The 15,930-nt window shown below is 37.1% G+C and carries 16 protein-coding genes; 9 read left to right on the top strand and 7 right to left on the bottom strand.

The genetic code is table 11. From position 1 onward, the window contains the following. Positions 1-103 precede the first annotated feature (103 nt). On the bottom strand, positions 104-1,411 hold the full coding sequence (locus CWB62_RS10590) for an ABC transporter substrate-binding protein (RefSeq protein ID WP_138527664.1): 1,308 nt from the start codon (positions 1,409-1,411) through the stop codon (positions 104-106). A 93-nt stretch (positions 1,412-1,504) separates the two neighbouring features. After that, positions 1,505-2,833, bottom strand: a complete 1,329-nt coding sequence (locus tag CWB62_RS10595; RefSeq protein ID WP_138527666.1) for a hypothetical protein — start codon at positions 2,831-2,833, stop codon at positions 1,505-1,507. A gap of 665 nt (positions 2,834-3,498) precedes the next feature. Between CWB62_RS10595 and CWB62_RS10600 the strand changes: the two genes are divergently transcribed. Genes CWB62_RS10600 through CWB62_RS10620 form a run of 5 tightly spaced genes read left to right on the top strand, consistent with a single transcriptional unit; the run spans position 3,499 to position 9,098 of the window. Continuing rightward, complete coding sequence (locus CWB62_RS10600) at positions 3,499-3,882, top strand: response regulator (RefSeq protein ID WP_138527668.1); 384 nt, start codon at positions 3,499-3,501, stop codon at positions 3,880-3,882. Between the two features lie 12 nt (positions 3,883-3,894). Continuing rightward, positions 3,895-4,800, top strand: coding sequence for an AAA family ATPase (locus CWB62_RS10605; protein ID WP_138527670.1), 906 nt, complete (start codon positions 3,895-3,897; stop codon positions 4,798-4,800). Between the two features lie 5 nt (positions 4,801-4,805). Next, positions 4,806-5,798: a DUF58 domain-containing protein gene (locus CWB62_RS10610; protein WP_138527672.1), complete on the top strand. Its 993-nt coding sequence runs from the start codon at positions 4,806-4,808 to the stop codon at positions 5,796-5,798. Next, the gene (locus tag CWB62_RS10615; RefSeq protein ID WP_138527674.1) at positions 5,791-7,767 is read left to right on the top strand and encodes a transglutaminase TgpA family protein; all 1,977 of its coding nucleotides are present in this window, start codon (positions 5,791-5,793) and stop codon (positions 7,765-7,767) included. Before CWB62_RS10610 ends, CWB62_RS10615 begins: the two co-directional genes overlap by 8 nt. Positions 7,768-7,775: 8 nt before the next feature. Continuing rightward, positions 7,776-9,098: a Na+/H+ antiporter family protein gene (locus CWB62_RS10620; protein ID WP_138527676.1), complete on the top strand. Its 1,323-nt coding sequence runs from the start codon at positions 7,776-7,778 to the stop codon at positions 9,096-9,098. A 176-nt stretch (positions 9,099-9,274) separates the two neighbouring features. Here the strand turns inward: CWB62_RS10620 and CWB62_RS10625 are convergent, their stop codons facing one another. The 3 genes from CWB62_RS10625 to CWB62_RS10635 are packed head-to-tail and all read right to left on the bottom strand — an operon-like array spanning position 9,275 to position 11,380. Continuing rightward, entirely contained in the window at positions 9,275-9,706 is a 432-nt protein-coding gene (locus CWB62_RS10625) for an acyl-CoA thioesterase (protein WP_058404001.1), read from the bottom strand. Between the two features lie 5 nt (positions 9,707-9,711). Next, positions 9,712-10,530: a M23 family metallopeptidase gene (locus tag CWB62_RS10630; protein ID WP_138527678.1), complete on the bottom strand. Its 819-nt coding sequence runs from the start codon at positions 10,528-10,530 to the stop codon at positions 9,712-9,714. After that, positions 10,523-11,380: a 6-carboxytetrahydropterin synthase gene (locus CWB62_RS10635; RefSeq protein WP_138527680.1), complete on the bottom strand. Its 858-nt coding sequence runs from the start codon at positions 11,378-11,380 to the stop codon at positions 10,523-10,525. Before CWB62_RS10635 ends, CWB62_RS10630 begins: the two co-directional genes overlap by 8 nt. A 203-nt stretch (positions 11,381-11,583) precedes the next feature. Here CWB62_RS10635 and fabA point away from each other — a divergent pair, with 203 nt between their 5' ends. Further along, complete coding sequence (fabA, locus tag CWB62_RS10640; protein ID WP_058403998.1) at positions 11,584-12,099, top strand: bifunctional 3-hydroxydecanoyl-ACP dehydratase/trans-2-decenoyl-ACP isomerase; 516 nt, start codon at positions 11,584-11,586, stop codon at positions 12,097-12,099. A gap of 86 nt (positions 12,100-12,185) precedes the next feature. On the opposite strand, the gene rmf is transcribed toward fabA, so the two are convergent. After that, positions 12,186-12,356: a ribosome modulation factor gene (rmf, locus tag CWB62_RS10645; RefSeq protein ID WP_004586522.1), complete on the bottom strand. Its 171-nt coding sequence runs from the start codon at positions 12,354-12,356 to the stop codon at positions 12,186-12,188. 399 nt (positions 12,357-12,755) lie between these two features. Between rmf and acuR the strand changes: the two genes are divergently transcribed. The 3 genes from acuR (at position 12,756) to CWB62_RS10660 (ending at position 14,919) form a co-directional block, all read left to right on the top strand. Next, positions 12,756-13,388 carry an acrylate utilization transcriptional regulator AcuR gene (acuR, locus tag CWB62_RS10650; protein WP_058403997.1) on the top strand — a complete coding sequence of 211 codons (633 nt, stop codon included), beginning with the start codon at positions 12,756-12,758 and terminating at the stop codon, positions 13,386-13,388. 49 nt (positions 13,389-13,437) lie between these two features. After that, positions 13,438-14,430, top strand: a complete 993-nt coding sequence (acuI, locus tag CWB62_RS10655; RefSeq protein ID WP_138527682.1) for an acrylyl-CoA reductase (NADPH) — start codon at positions 13,438-13,440, stop codon at positions 14,428-14,430. A gap of 72 nt (positions 14,431-14,502) precedes the next feature. Continuing rightward, positions 14,503-14,919 (top strand): VF530 family protein, encoded by a 417-nt coding sequence (locus CWB62_RS10660; protein ID WP_058403995.1) that lies wholly within the window; start codon positions 14,503-14,505, stop codon positions 14,917-14,919. A 423-nt stretch (positions 14,920-15,342) separates the two neighbouring features. On the opposite strand, the gene CWB62_RS10665 is transcribed toward CWB62_RS10660, so the two are convergent. Then, positions 15,343-15,774, bottom strand: a complete 432-nt coding sequence (locus CWB62_RS10665; protein ID WP_138527684.1) for a DUF3859 domain-containing protein — start codon at positions 15,772-15,774, stop codon at positions 15,343-15,345. Positions 15,775-15,930 lie beyond the last annotated feature (156 nt).

The raw sequence follows: 15,930 nt of genomic DNA on the forward strand, positions 1-15,930 counted from the left end.
CTATTAAGTGAAAATCATAAACCCTTAATAATATATTTAAGAACATAAGTAGAATTGGCATAAAATATAGGGCAAGTTGAGAGCTTGCCCACCATATGTGATATTACTTAGGGTAGCGTGCTTTACGCATTGCTCTTTCTACTAAACGCTGAGACGAGTTTAACGCTTGTTTAACGGTCATTTGCTCAGTTAAAGCGGCTGAAAATTGTTGCCCTACTGCTGTTCCTATCCCTTGAAACTCAGGAATAGCAACAAACTGAATACCAACATAAGGAACTGGTTTTACGGTTGGGTTTTTCGGATCGGCAGTTTGAATAGAATCAAGCGTAATTTGTGCAAATGGTGCGGCTTCAATATACTGCTGATTGTTATATAGAGATTTACGTGTACCTGGCGGTACTTTTGCCCAGCCTTTCTTATCGGCTACAAGTTGTGTGTATTCTTTAGATGTTGCCCAGCTGATAAATTTCATTGCTGCATTCTGTTTTTTACTGCTTGAAGGAATAGCAAGTGTCCACGACCATAACCAATTACCGCGTTTACCTAAGCCGTTATCTGGTGCGAGTGCAAATCCTACTTTATCCGCTACTTCAGAGTCTTTTTTATTCGTTACAAAAGCACCGGCTACGGTCGCATCAATCCAAATACCACACTTACCAGTTTGAAATAACGCTAGGTTTTCGTTAAATCCATTCGCTGATGAACCCGCTGGACCGGATTCATTCATAACATCAACATAGTATTGCAGTGTTGCTTCCCACTCTGGAGTATTTAATTGAGGCTTCCAGTTTTCATCAAACCAACGTGCACCAAAAGAGTTTGCCATTGAAGTAATAAGAGCTATGTTTTCACCCCATCCTGCTTTACCTCTTAAACACAATCCATAAACACCGTCTTCTTTGTTTGTCATGGCTTTAGCCGATTTGCGGATAAAATCCCAAGACGGTGCTTTCGGCATTGTTAAACCGGCTTTTTCCATCAAATCAGTGCGATACATTACCATTGAGCTTTCACCATAAAAAGGAGCAGCGTATAACTTATCGTTTACGGTAAGCCCACTTCGAATAGCGGGTATTAAATCATCTAAATCGTAATTTTTACCTAGGTTATCTAACTCTGTTAACCAGTTTTGTTTGCCCCAAATTGGTACTTCATAAGTACCGATGGTCATAACATCGTACTGACCCCCTTTTGTGGCAACGTCGGTTGTTACTCGCTGGCGAAGTATATTTTCTTCAAGTGTTACCCACTTTAAGTCGATATCAGGGTGTTGGCTTGTGAACTCGCTACTCAGTTCTTTCATGGTGATCATGTCACCATTATTCACAGTAGCTATTGTAATAGTTTCTTTAGCGTACGCGTTGCTAATTGCCATGATGCCGCAGGCAAGCATTAATAATTTGTTTTTCATCGTAAATACCTTATTTGTCACGTTAAATAGTGTGCTTGTACCTAATTAACAGATTAAACTAGTTGAATTAAGTACAAAGCCACTGAATAAAAGTTAAAACTTAACTGAAATCTCAGATGTGAAACCGTCAAAACCTGCGCCTATTTGGCCTGCAGAATTAACACCCTCTTCTTGATTTACATATTCAACTTTTAATAACGTCTTATCGTTAAACCAGTACCCTGCAGCAACTTGAATACGCTCTACTGTATTGTCTGTTTGCTCAATTAAATCAGATGTATTTTCTGCATCCGAATAACGAGCCGCTACATATAACTGTTTAGGGATAAGGTATTGTTGTGCTTCAAACACAAAATATTCTACTGATGTATCACCTTTTATTACACTGTTTGAATCGTACGTTGTGCCATTAGCGTCGGCTACGCCATCGGTACCAAAGTAAGTGATACCTGCTACTGCATTACCCGCTGCATCTGCAAATGTGTAATCATCTGATGATTTACCAACCATAAACACTAGGCTTGTTTCATCAGATGGTTGGTATGCTAGGTTTAGCTGTATTATTGACTGCTCAAGTCCAGGCATTGCGCCTACATGCGTGTCACGCTCATTTGATGGTGAGGCAGAAAAGTTATAGTTTTCACCATCGCCAAAACGATAGTTTGTTGTAGTTACTCCATCTAAACTAGCTACGCCATTTTCAAAATTCAATTGGTCGCCTTGATTGGCTTTGAAAAGATTTAAACCAGCTTTGAAGCCACCTTCAAATTCCAAAGTACCTTGAAAACGATAATTATAACCACGGTCTTGCTGAAACGCTTCGCCAAAGCTAGAGGTTGTTATATGACCAGCAACATTATATGAACGAAGCATACCGCTATCGTATGTTTTAGTGTAACTAAGCTGCGCGCCGTTCTCCGCAGTTGCGTAATCGGTTATGCCGTTACCAATAAGTGCATTACCTTGGTTATCTGCACCATCTTGAAAGCCTTTAAACTGAAATGGCGCTGCACCAATATTGCCTAATCTAAGCGTTAGGTTTTCATCATCTTTTGGTGTGCCATATAAGCCAAGTAAGTCAAACTCTACACCAGCAAAGTCATTATGAAATGAAAAGTCTCGATCGCCGCCACCAAAATCATTTGGTTCTTCAGCTATATCTATATCTGCCGTGATAAATTCATTAATGTGAAATTTAAGCTGTAAATTTGCTCTTATACGCCCAAAACCAGACTCTTGTACTTCATCATCTGGACGAAATGCACCGTCTTTAGCTTGAATAGACTGAAAGTTTTGCATTAATAGAAAATCAACATCAATGCGGTCTAAATAGTCAGACATGTCAGCGTGTGCGGGCATAGATGAAGCCATAGCGGCAGTTAAAAGTGAAATTGCGAATTTTGTATTTTTGTTTTTTAACATAATAAGCTCTTCGTTTTGTGTAGTGTTTAGTGTGAGTGTGTAGAAAAGCTATGCGAGCATTAAGTTGAATTACTGTAACAAATTTCATTAATGGGCATAAGCTCAACTGATGAGCATAATCACAGAATGAATTTGATAGGTCAACGGTTTTTTATTACAAAACATTTACAAATTTAAAATTGTTAATTAAATGTATTTATATCAATAGTTTGTGTAATCAAATTAATAAGTGAAAAAAGTATGATTAAACATGTTTTTAAATTTAATGACGATAAAGGTAGGAATATAGTGTTGATTTTATACGGGTTGTTAATACTTTTTATATGCAGGGCCTAGGGTCTGTTGTTTTTTGCGGATTAAAAATCGTTCAAACTGGGGCTATTTAATGGCGGCGCGAGCTTTGTAACCAAGTGGGCTCGATAACTACTTCTGTGTTATGGTCAATTTATGGGTAATCCCCACACTTTTTAGACTCTAACTTGCCTGAATACCAAATAGACTGATGAGATTAAATCTTGAAAGATCAACAGACCCTCATTATTAAACACATATAGTTTGATTAAAGTAGTGTTATAGAGTGATTTTTTGTGCAACATTCTTGAGGTTATGTAAGCCTTAGCTTAATATTAAAATACTTGAGAAGTATTAAAAGAAGTAACTTACATATGGAATTTGTTCGCCCACTAGAGCCTATCCTCATCATTGACGATGTAAAAGAAATTCGAGATTATCTAAATCAAATTTTAACCGAACTGGGTTATGAAGACATTTTAGAAAGCACTGATTTTAGCTCTGCAAAACCGGTTATCGATAAAAAATCCCCTAATGTTATATTTTTAGATGTGGATTTACCCGACTCTGATGGGACTGATATTTTAGAATTTATTAATATAACCTACCCTCACGCTCATGTAGTTATGTGCTCTGGACATAACAGTTTGGAAAATGTACAGAATACATGGGAGCTAGGGGCTAAAGGATTTATAGCAAAACCTTTTAATGCCAAAAAAGTAGACACAGTAATGAAACGTCTCGAACTCATAAAATAATAAAAGGTTAGCATGCAAAGCACCGTTACCGCGATCATAGACGACTTATCAAATGTTATTTTTGGAAAACAAAAGCAGATAAAATTAGCGCTTACTTGCCTGTTTAGTCAAGGCCACTTATTAATTGAAGATTTACCCGGTATGGGCAAAACAACATTGTCGCATGGGTTAGCTACTGTACTTGGCTTATCTTACCAACGTATTCAATTTACCAGCGACCTGTTACCTGCAGATATACTTGGAACAAATGTTTTTAATAGTAATGAACATAGTTTTACTTTTCATAAAGGCCCTATTTTTAGCCAAGTTGTATTAGCTGATGAAATAAATCGTGCCGGTCCTAAAACACAAAGTGCTTTACTCGAAGCGATGGAAGAACAACAAGTCACGGTTGATGGTAAAAAGTATAACCTCCCCGATCCATTTTTTGTTATTGCTACCCAAAATCCACTTTATCAGTCAGGTACATACCCGCTACCAGAATCACAATTAGATCGTTTTATGATGCGTATTAGCTTGGGCTTTCCAACAAAAGATGCAGAAAAACGTTTAATTTTAAATTTACAAAAACGTGACTATAGCCAATTACCTAAGCGAATTGATGAGCAACAATTAAAACAAATTCAAACACAAATTAACGGTGTAACACTGAGTATACCGATTGTTGATTACATTATTGAATTGGTAAACTTTACGAGAAACAGTCATTCATTTGCAGCTTCATTATCACCTCGTGCAAGTATTGCATTAGCCAAAGCCGCTAAATCATGGGCATATATAGATGGCCGCGACTTTGTAATTCCTGAAGATGTGCAGGCGGTGTTTTCAAGTGTTTGCCTACACCGTTTGGGATTGCATAGCGACTCGGGCGAAGCTCAAGTAAGAGAGCTGTTACAAGCAGTGCCGGTTCCGGTATAGCCTTTATGCCAGCTAAAAAAGCAAAACGAGTTAGTTTATTTACATCTTTTAAACGGATAATTTTTGAAAAGTTTCTAAAAAACAAACACCTTAAAAATTCTATTACGCTTGAACACAATACAATTTATGTACTGCCGTCTTCCTTAGGGTGGTATTTTGTTATTGTTGCTATTTTAAATTTTGTAATGGGTATTAACTATCAAAATAATTTAATTTTGGTAATGTCTTATTTAATGTTTGTAGTCATTGTACTGGCTGTTTTTATGGGGTACAGCAACGCAAAAGGGTTAACAGTTACTTTTGATAAAGTATTGCCGAGCTTTTCTCCGCAAAAGCCAATTTTAAAATTGAGTTTACAAAGTAACTCTATATGTCAGTCGGTTTCTATTACCTACAACAATGACCTAAAAGCACATACTCATTACGACACAATTTCAAATAAGTCGATTAGTAGTAGTTTGCCACTTCCTTATGAAAACCGAGGCAGTTATGAACTCCAACGAATAAAAATAGCCAGTAATTATCCTTTTGGTTTGGTATCTGTGTGGAGCTACTTACAAATACAAACTAAAACCTATGTTTACCCAGCCCACGAATATGTGCTTAGTGATGCGCATATTTCTTCGCAAGACGAATACGCACAAAATGGAATGGCAAAAAAGCCTGGTACAGAAGAATTCGAAAACCTATTAATTCATCAGCCTGAAATGGGCTTAAACAGAATATCTTGGAAGCACTATGCCAAAACCAAACAATTATTAGTAAAAGACTTTGTTGATTTTAAAACAACGAATGCATTATTTGATTTTAATCTAATGACTGGCGCCACTGAGCAACGTTTAAGTCAGCTATGTTATTTAGTGTGTGAAGCCACTGAACACAACACCCCTTTCATGTTAAAATTGCCAAACACATTAATTAACATCAACACTGGGCAAGCACATAAGCAACAATGTTTAGAAAGCTTAAGTTCTTTTGCTGGTGATAATAATGATTGAACTTAAAAACGAAAAAGTAATTAATTTATCGTTATGTTTTATTTACGCCTGCTTAGTTATATTTTTTACATCCCACTTGCCGCTTCCATTTATTAGTGTGTTGGCTGGGTTATGCCTTTGGAATGCATTTATAACAGGAAAAAACATAGCAAAGCCTAATGCATGGCTGGCAAATATACTTGCCGCAGGCGCATTGGGCTTAATGGTATTTACAATCGGAATGTCCGATACTGTAATACTGTTTGTTGCTATGCTTTTGTTATCAAGTTTATTTAAATTACTACAAGCAAAAAACAAAAAGCACTATCATGTTATAACCACACTGACGTTTTTCTCTTTGTCTTCTGTTTATTTATTTAGCCAAACAATAGTAACTACGTTAACGGTAAGTGGCTTATATATATTAAACTTTGCTGTTCTTGGACTACTTGAGTCTAAACATAATCTAAAAATAAGCGCTAAACAAAGCTCAAAATTGTTATTAATGGCATTACCGCTGGCCATATTTCTACTTTTGTTTTTACCAAAAATGCCTGCTTTTTGGCAGTTGCCCGGCCCAAAACTAGCTAAAACTGGACTTTCTGAACAAGTCGACCCTTTTGATATTGCTAAATTATCTAACTCAGATGAACTTGTTTTTAGAGCAACGTTTAGTAAACAACCTCCTCTAACGCCTTACTATTGGCGTGCAATTATTCATGATGAATTTAATGGTAATGCATGGCTTACGTCTGACTTTTTAAAATATAATAATCAACAATCAAATCAAAATTTAGCAACCGAGCAAAACACGCTTATTGCCAACTACTCAGTCATTGCAGAGCCTGCAACACAAAAGTGGCTTTATGGATTAACCTACTCAACTAGTAACAGTAAAAATGTAGACGCTAATGCGCTTGGTTTGCTCAGAAAACAAAGTTATCAAGCCAAAAGCCTGCAATACAATGTAGCAAGCTATCAATTTTCAGTGAATCCCCTCAATGAGTTTGAGCAAAACAGGTACACTTATTTAGGCTTTAAGCAAAATATTAAAACTAATAAACTTGCCATGCAGTTAAAAGAGCAAGTAAGTAATGAACAAACATTTTATAACGCGTTACTTAATTACTTCGTAGAGCAAAATTTCACCTATACGTTAACCCCTACCCCAATGTCGGGCAATAACACTCTTGATCAATTTTTATTTGAAAATAAACGTGGCTTTTGCGGTCATTATGCCAGTGCTGCTGCGTATATATTTAGATCTGCAGGTATTCCTGCTCGTGTAGTGAGTGGTTATTTAGGTGGTGAATATAATAACGACAACAATACGCTCACTGTTCGCCAATACGACGCCCATGCTTGGGTAGAAGTTTATTTACAAAATAAAGGCTGGACTATTTTTGATGCCACGGCGGTTGTTGCTCCAGAGCGATTAAATGGATCGCTTTCTCAAAACCAAGAGTTAAACGAAGAGTTTAAAAATAATTTAGACTTTGGCTTAGTCAGCTTAAGTAACTTTGCCGCAATAAACTGGTTAAGGCTGGAACTCGAGCAATTAGATTATCAATGGTCAAGCTGGGTACTTGGTTTTGATCAAGAAAAACAAAATGATTTTTTAAAGTCGCTATTCGGTAATAAAACAAGTTGGTTGGTTCCGTTGTTTGTATTAATAACCGCAGCACTCTGTTTTGCTGTTTATTTTATTTACTTAAACTGGCCAAAAACAAAAACGGCTAAACTGCCACCCATTGTTAAAGCGTATAACGAGATTTTGCATTGGGGAAATAAAAAAAATATTACATCGACCGACTCTCTCAGTCCATCACAACAACTTGAGTTTATGGCAAAGAAAAAGCCAAGCGCCTCTAAAGAGCTAATAGAATTTAAACATTTGTTTGAAAACAGTCGCTATGCTAACAAACCATTTACCAAAGAGCGCAAAACCCAAGCTAAAGATCTGATAAAATTAATTAAAAGTTCAAAATAGAGAAAACTATGAATGCTGTTGTTGTTGGCGTTATTTTAATGCTTGCGCTTACCTTAGTTCGTGTCAATGTGATTGTGGCAATGACTTTATCCGCTATAGTGGCAGGATTAACTGCTGGCTTAGGAATAAAACAAAGTTTAGATGCGTTTAATTCAGGTTTATCCGCAGGCGCAGAAATTGCACTGAGCTATGCCATGTTAGGCGCGTTTGCAGTGGCAATATCAAAGTCTGGACTAACTCGCATATTGGCTGAAAAACTCTTAGCCAAGGTTGATGCCAAGAGTGAAGGAAGCCAAACATTATTGAGTTATTTTATTTTGATGATTATTTTAGCCTGCGCTATCTCTTCACAAAACTTAGTGCCTGTTCACATAGCATTTATCCCTATTTTAATTCCGCCTTTATTAGTTGTATTTAATAAATTAAAACTGGATAGACGCGCTATTGCATGCATTTTAACATTTGGTTTAGCAACGTCTTACATGGTGTTGCCATATGGCTTTGGTGGGATATATTTATACTCGATTTTACATAAAAACCTTATAGATAATGGACTTGAAATTGTAAATACCAGTGTACCCATCGCAATGCTTATTCCCGCGTTAGGTATGTTTATTGGCCTACTGATTGCTGTGTTTGTCACGTATAAAAAGAAACGACATTATACAGCGAGCACGATGAATAATCAGAGCAAAGCTGAGCCTATCAAAAATCCTAAAAAAGTAATGGTGGTTGGATTATTCGCTGTGCTCACTTCATTAATTGCACAAAATATTAGTGGTTCAATGATACTTGGCGGCTTGGTAGGTGTCATGATATTTAGCCTATTTGGTATTGTTAAATGGGAAGAAAATGGCGACGTATTTAGCAAAGGCGTTGCCATGATGGCCATGATTGGTTTTATTATGATATCGGCCCAAGGCTTTGCATCGGTTATGCAAGCGACGGGTGATGTACAAAGCTTAGTTAACAGCGGCGCAAATTTATTTGATGGAAATAAACCCATTGCCGCGGCGGTAATTTTATTAGTAGGTTTGCTAATCACAATGGGAATCGGTAGTTCTTTTTCAACGGTACCAATTATTGCAACTTTATTTGTTCCCTTGTGTTTAGAACTTGGCTTTTCAGTGATGGCAACTGCTGCACTTGTAGGGACTGCTGGCGCTTTAGGCGATGCAGGCTCCCCTGCTTCTGACTCAACACTTGGACCCACCTCTGGTTTAAACGCTGATGGTCTGCATGAACATATTTGGGATTCGGTTGTGCCAACCTTTTTACACTTTAATATTCCATTATTAATATTCGGCTGGATTGCAGCAATGGTACTTTAATCATTATAAATCATTCATATAGGGTTTATTTCTTAATAAGCCCTCTTACCTGGTTATTAGTTACTTTATCAATATAGCTAATGCAAAGATAACTTTAAAACAAAATTTAGTATGATGTGTTCTTTGTGTGTAAAATAATAAGCACCTTAATAGATGCTTATCTTTATTTATAGCTTTTACTTAAACCCGTTAATCATTTTATCGCATACTACGGGGGTTGGCCTATGATTATCATCTACAGCAACAAACGTAAAACTACCACTTATTGCTGAGTGTTTATCATCTTTATGCATTGTTTCTAACAGTATATCTACGTCTACTTTTAAACTCGTATTACCAACATGCACTACTTTAGCTATTAGTTCAGCAAATGTACCTGCAGGAATGGCTTCTTTAAAGTCTACCCTATCAGACGAAATAGTAACCAAAGGCTTGCGGCAAAAACGAGTAGCAGCAATAAATGCAACTTCGTCCATCCATGCCAATGCATCACCACCAAACAATGTATTGTGGTGATTAGTGCGCCCTGGAAACACTGTTTTTGTAACTGATGTAGTTGAATCTTTTATACGCTGAGCAATAATTGCATCGCGATTTACGTCTGTCATAGTCTCTACTTTTTGTTTGCTAACGTATCTTGCATTAATAAACCCGGATCTAAGCGTTCACCCTTCCAGTTAAAACGCCAGTCTAAATGCGGGCCAGTTACACGGCCGGTTGCACCAATTTCAGCAACTTTATTACCTTGTTTAACTTTATCACCTACGTTTACATCTAGCTTACTTAAATGAATGTAAGTAGAGGTAATTCCATGGCCATGATCTAAAATAAGCGTACCGCCTGAATAATATAAATCAGGTTCTGCAAATACAACGGTGCCACCAATGGGTGCATACACCGGAGAACCTGTTTTGTTTGCTATATCTAAGCCAAAATGAGGGCGACGTGGTTCACCATTAAAGTATCGCTGGCTACCATAAACACCAGATATTCTACCTTGCGCTGGTTTTAATACAGGGTCTAAAAAGAAGGTAAGATCTGAATTCACAGCACGCGCTTTTCTCACAGCAACCGCTTCTCTGCTTATACGCTCACTTACAGATTTAGGCGGAGAAACATACTTTTTTGCAACGCCCGTAATTTTGTCAATGTTGTAATCACGTTTAGTAATCACTAATTCCTGAGTATGTTTTTTTCCATTTGCATCAACCCAGCTAAGTGTATGATTTGCTTTTGCGTCGCGACCAAAACCAAATACAAAGTCACCATTTTCTGACAGCTTTAACTGTGTATCGTTTAAACTAACAGACTGTACATCACTCAGCTTCCCGGTCACTAAACCGCCTTGAGTAAGGTGCCCTTTTAGTTCAACAGCAAACGAATTTACACTCACTAAAGCGACAACCAACGTAGATAAAAGTGACTTAAGCATAACTGATTGCTCCTTTGCCAACCCCTTCATACGCTGTTATTTTTACATTTTGTTCAGGGTATTTGGCTTTAACTTGCCCAGCAATATAATCAGCAATACATTCAACGGTTGTATCAATAGGTAAAATATCACAGCGTGCTTCACTAATTGCCATTTCAAAATAACCTTGAGCTGATGTGTAAGCAAAACAAACATCATCGGCTTTTGCAGTAATATATTTTAAACTTTCCGATGTTATTTGGTCTTCACTTGTTGCTAGGTATATGTCTTCCCACTGCATAGCCCATTCTTTTTGTAAACGAGGCATAGAAATACCATCTAGGCTAATACCTATTTGAGAGCGATGACCATGAATTATCCGTTGGCAGTTACCATCGTGCTTTTTAAGACCATGGCTATAATGGTAATAAAAGCTTTGGCTATGTTCTGGTTTTAGTACCAACTCTATTTTTTCAATATTTGAAGGCAGTTTAGGCAAAATAGTATCAACTAAAAATGCAGTTACCGACTCTACATTAATTTCATTAGCATCAATCATGCAATAGGCTTGATGTGGTGCACTCATTGCTAAATGGTGGTTTTCACCGAAGGTACAATCAAGTGTTTTATACTCATCAAATTCTGTCACTGAACCATTTATGCTATTAGGAATAGCTAAACGGTGATCAATACATTCATCAATAATACCTTTAATTTGTTTTTTAACTAATCCAAAGTCCAACACCATCGACTCATCATTAAGTTTACCGTGCAAAGTTAAATCAACAATCCAGCTTTCGCCAACGGCGCCGCGTTCGTTACATAAGTAAGAAAAATCTATCACAGTAAGTGAATTAACAAAAAGGATCATAAACTTCCTTTAGACTAGTTATAAGACAGCGGTAATTATAATGATTTTTGATTGTAATTGCGCGGTTTTATAAAGCAAAAAGCCAAGCCATTGTTTGATTGATGATTTAATACGCAATATAGTGGATATTTAACTGCTCCGAGTTGTTTAGCGTACAAGTGTACGCTAAAGTACTGGCAATTTCTAAGCGAAGATAATGAGTTATGGAACCTAAAAACAGCTATACAAAAGAAGAACTGATCTTATGTGGTCAAGGTGAAATGTTTGGTGAAGGCAATTGTCGTTTACCTAGCGATAACATGTTAATGATGGACCGCATTACCTCTATAAATGCTGATGGTGGAAGCCACGGTAAAGGCGAAATAATCGCTGAGCTTGATATTGACCCGAGCCTTTGGTTTTTTGATTGCCACTTTAAGGGTGACCCGGTGATGCCTGGATGTTTAGGCCTTGACGCGATGTGGCAGCTTGTCGGTTTTTATCTTGGCTGGTCAGGTGGTCCTGGTCTTGGCCGTGCTTTAGGTGTAGGTGAAGTTAAGTTTACAGGCCAAATACTCCCAACATCTAAAAAAGTAACGTACCGCCTTGAAATGAAACGCGTAATTAAACGTAAACTCTTTATGGGCGTTGCAGACGGTACAGTAGAAGTCGATGGTCGCGTAATATACGAAGCTAAAGATTTAAAAGTAGGGTTATTTCAAGACACCACGTCTTTTTAATCTACTTATATACAGTTTTACTTTCAGAAACTGCATACAAAAAGGCCTCCAATATGGAGGCCTTTTTGCTTTAATTTGTTTATAAATTAGGTTTTATACATATTGCGATTTTCTATCGCTTCTCGCCATCCACCTAACCACTCTGATTTTGGATCTATTTGTTGATAAGGGCATAGCTCTTTAGAACGACCTGCTAAACCTGCTTTGAAACCTTGAGAATGAGCTCTTTCTAAACGATCTCTTTTCTGTCTCTTCATCGGTATTATCCTCACCTTTTTTAATTATATATTTTGTAGCATAAGTGAAATCTACAATTAATGAATAGTTAATAAAAATGTAAAGTTCAAATAACAAAAGCAATTAAATTGTTTGACATTAACTAAGCTGCTGATGCAAAAATGAATTAACATTTAAACAATTCACCTGGTCATACCACGCTGATATGTAACCTACTCATCGATTTAAAATCATAACTAACTAAGTCGCACAATTTGTGTATTAACCTCAATTATTGACTAGTAAAAATAAGTGAAGTTCAAATATAAATGTAATTTCACAAATAGTAGGCGTTACATAATCAGACAAAGTCGTTATTATTTTTAAACAAACGAATTTAATACTTGCACATTAAAAGCCGATCGGTCTAATATAGTTTAATGAACAAAAATACAACAACCGTAAGACGTGGCCGTCCACCCAAAATAGCCAGAGATAACGCCGATACTAAAGCGTTACTTATACGCACGGGGTTAGAAACGTTAACTGAGTTTGGCTTTAGTGCTACAGGACTCGATACAATATTAAAAAAAGCCTCGGTACCTAAAGGTTCTTTTTACCATTACTTTAAAAGTAAAGAAGCTTATGGCATTGCTTTAGTCGATGCCTACGACAGTTACTTTATTGCAAAGCTAAGCCATTACCTTGAGCAACAAAATACTCCACCGCTTGAACGAATAGTCAATTTTACTCAAAGTGCCATTAAAGGCATGAGCAAGTACGACTACAAACGCGGTTGCTTAGTTGGCAATTTAAACCAAGAACTAAATCACTTAAGCGATGAATTTAAAGATCGATTAATGAAAAGCTACACCTCTTGGCAAATACAAATTGAAAAATGTTTAAACCAAGCTAAACAGCAAGGCACAATTGCTAAAACGGTTAATACACAATTAATGAGTGAGTACTTTTGGATTGGTTGGGAAGGCGCAGTAATGCGAGCAAAGCTCACTAAATCAAGCACACCGCTTACGTTGTACACTGAAATGTTTTTACGTGCATTATTAACTTAATGCACTTTTATTTACCAATTAAAAGACGATCGGTCTAAAAGGATATATTATGAATAACCCAATTAAAGCCATTGTTATTAATAAAGAAGATAATAATTATAGCGCTTCTTTATCGCAGCTTAACGAAAATGACTTACCTGAAGAGAACACCCAAATAGATGTCCTATACAGCACATTAAACTATAAAGACGGCTTAGCAATTACAGGTAAAGGGCCAGTAGTAAGAAGCTTTCCTATGGTGCCAGGTATAGATTTAGTCGGTACTGTTACAACCTCCACCAGCAATGAATTTAAAAATGGCGATAACGTTATTTTAAACGGTTTTGGTGTTGGCGAAAAACATTGGGGCGGCCTTGCACAAAAAGCAGCGCTAAATAGTGACTGGTTAATTCCTTTACCTGCTGCTATTAGCCCAAAACAAGCAATGCAAATTGGTACTGCGGGTTATACCGCTATGCTCAGCGTTATAGCACTTGAAAAGCAAGGCATTACACCAGACGCTGGTGAAATTTTAGTTACAGGGGCAAACGGCGGCGTTGGTAGCTTTGCTATATATTTACTTAATCAACTTGGTTATCAAGTCACCGCAGCCACGGGTCGAGTTGATCAAAGCGAATATTTAAAAGAACTCGGCGCAACAGAAATAATTAACAGAGATGAGCTTTCAAACCCAGGCAAACCATTACAAAAAGAGCGCTTTGCTGCCGCTATTGATTCTGTTGGCAGCCATACGCTTGCTAATATTTGCGCATCACTCAAATATGGAGGCGTTGTAACCGCATGTGGCCTTGCCCAAGGTATGGACTTACCCGCATCAGTTGCGCCATTTATATTACGTGGTGTATCGTTAATTGGTATTGATAGTGTAATGCGACCAAAAGCGGATAGAGTTGAAGCATGGAATAGATTAGCCACTTTAGTAAAAGCCGACTATTTAGATAAAATTTCAACTGAGATAAGTTTAGAAAATGTAATCGATAACGCTAACTTATTAATGGAAGGCAAAATTAGAGGCCGTGTTGTAGTTAATTGCCAACGTTAAGCTATTTCCCCTATTAAAGCCTCGTTATTAAATTTATAATACAGTTTGTATTTAAATAACGAGGCAACACCTATGAGCAACCAAGAACTTTTCAGTAATAACCCACTGCAAGGCGTAAAATTAGAACAAGTGGTTGAAGAGCTGGTTGAGCAATATGGGTGGGAACTCCTACACGCATACCTGCAGCTTAATTGTTTTAAAAATAATCCAGATATTAAATCCGCAGTAAAATTTTTGCGTAAAACCCAATGGGCTCAAGAAAAAGTAGACAACTTTTACCTTTACCGCCTTAAAAACTTACCTAAGCCAGACGATGTTCAGTACGAGCTTCCTCCTCGTGATAGAGTGATCCCAGAGGATCATAAACCAGGTGAACCCTGTGAGCTAAGTTTTAGTGATGCAAAACGTATCAAAGAAAAGAAAGAAACTAAACAACGTGCCCGTGATCGTAAGCAACGTTCTAATGCAAGCAACCCTTGGGGTAACTAAATTCTAGGGCGTGTTGACCTTTGCGGATTAAAATTTGTTCAATCTAGGGGCGATTAAATTGCGGCGCGAGGTTTGTAACTTAGTGGGCTAAGTAAAAACCGAGCAACAAAGAGTTTATCGTCCCTAGAAAGAACCCAACGGGCAGCGCATGTTTGGCATTTATGCTACGTTATCGCCTATTTATGGGAAGTAACACACTACATAGGCTCTGCCTTGCCTAAAAACCAAACACACTGCTGCAAATTCAACCATCAAAGATAAACATGCCCTAGTTAAATACTTTCACAAAAAGCCAATCTACATTGGCTTTTTTTTGTAAGCAAGCGTTGCTTGGTTTTTATTGTGAAAAGTACCTAACCGCGGTATTAAATGCACTAACTCTAGCTAGGGGTTATTTATTTTAAACACGGTTAGCTAATCTATTTAGTAACCTCGGGTTTTCCAAAAATCAATTTCTGTTTTTTGTGCTTCCATTTCAACATTAAATGTCTTATCTGCAATTATTTTATTATTAAGCGTTAAGGTCATGCGCCAAGGGCCGAGTTTATTGTGAATGGGTTCCCACAACGTGTCGCCTAAATAAAACTGCCAGTCGTTATCCTTTACGTATTCAACACCTTCGAAGGGTGGCATTATCTCACCCTCTTCATTAGGTATATCCGGATGATAAATACAAAAATGTAATTTCTCACCTTTTGCTTTTTTTATATTAATTATTAGCCCAAATTCTACGTCTATTTTAGCTATTACATCGGTAGTAAATTGCTCAATTTGTGGCAGCGCTTTGCTACTACTGTCCCATGTTGAATAAATACCATAGCTTTGTAATGTAACAATGGGTTTTGACTTAGCCATATAACACACCTGCCCTTGCTTACTTTTAACTGCTTTTTATTATAAAACGTTGTAAAAACATTTTATACATACCCTTCAATTACATATTCTTCATTTATATTTGCACACTGTTTGCACAATTTCAGAATATTATTTTAATATCTTAGATAGTGAGAT

It is taken from the genome of Pseudoalteromonas sp. S408, assembly GCF_005886645.1.
Taxonomy (GTDB): Bacteria; Pseudomonadota; Gammaproteobacteria; order Enterobacterales; family Alteromonadaceae; genus Pseudoalteromonas.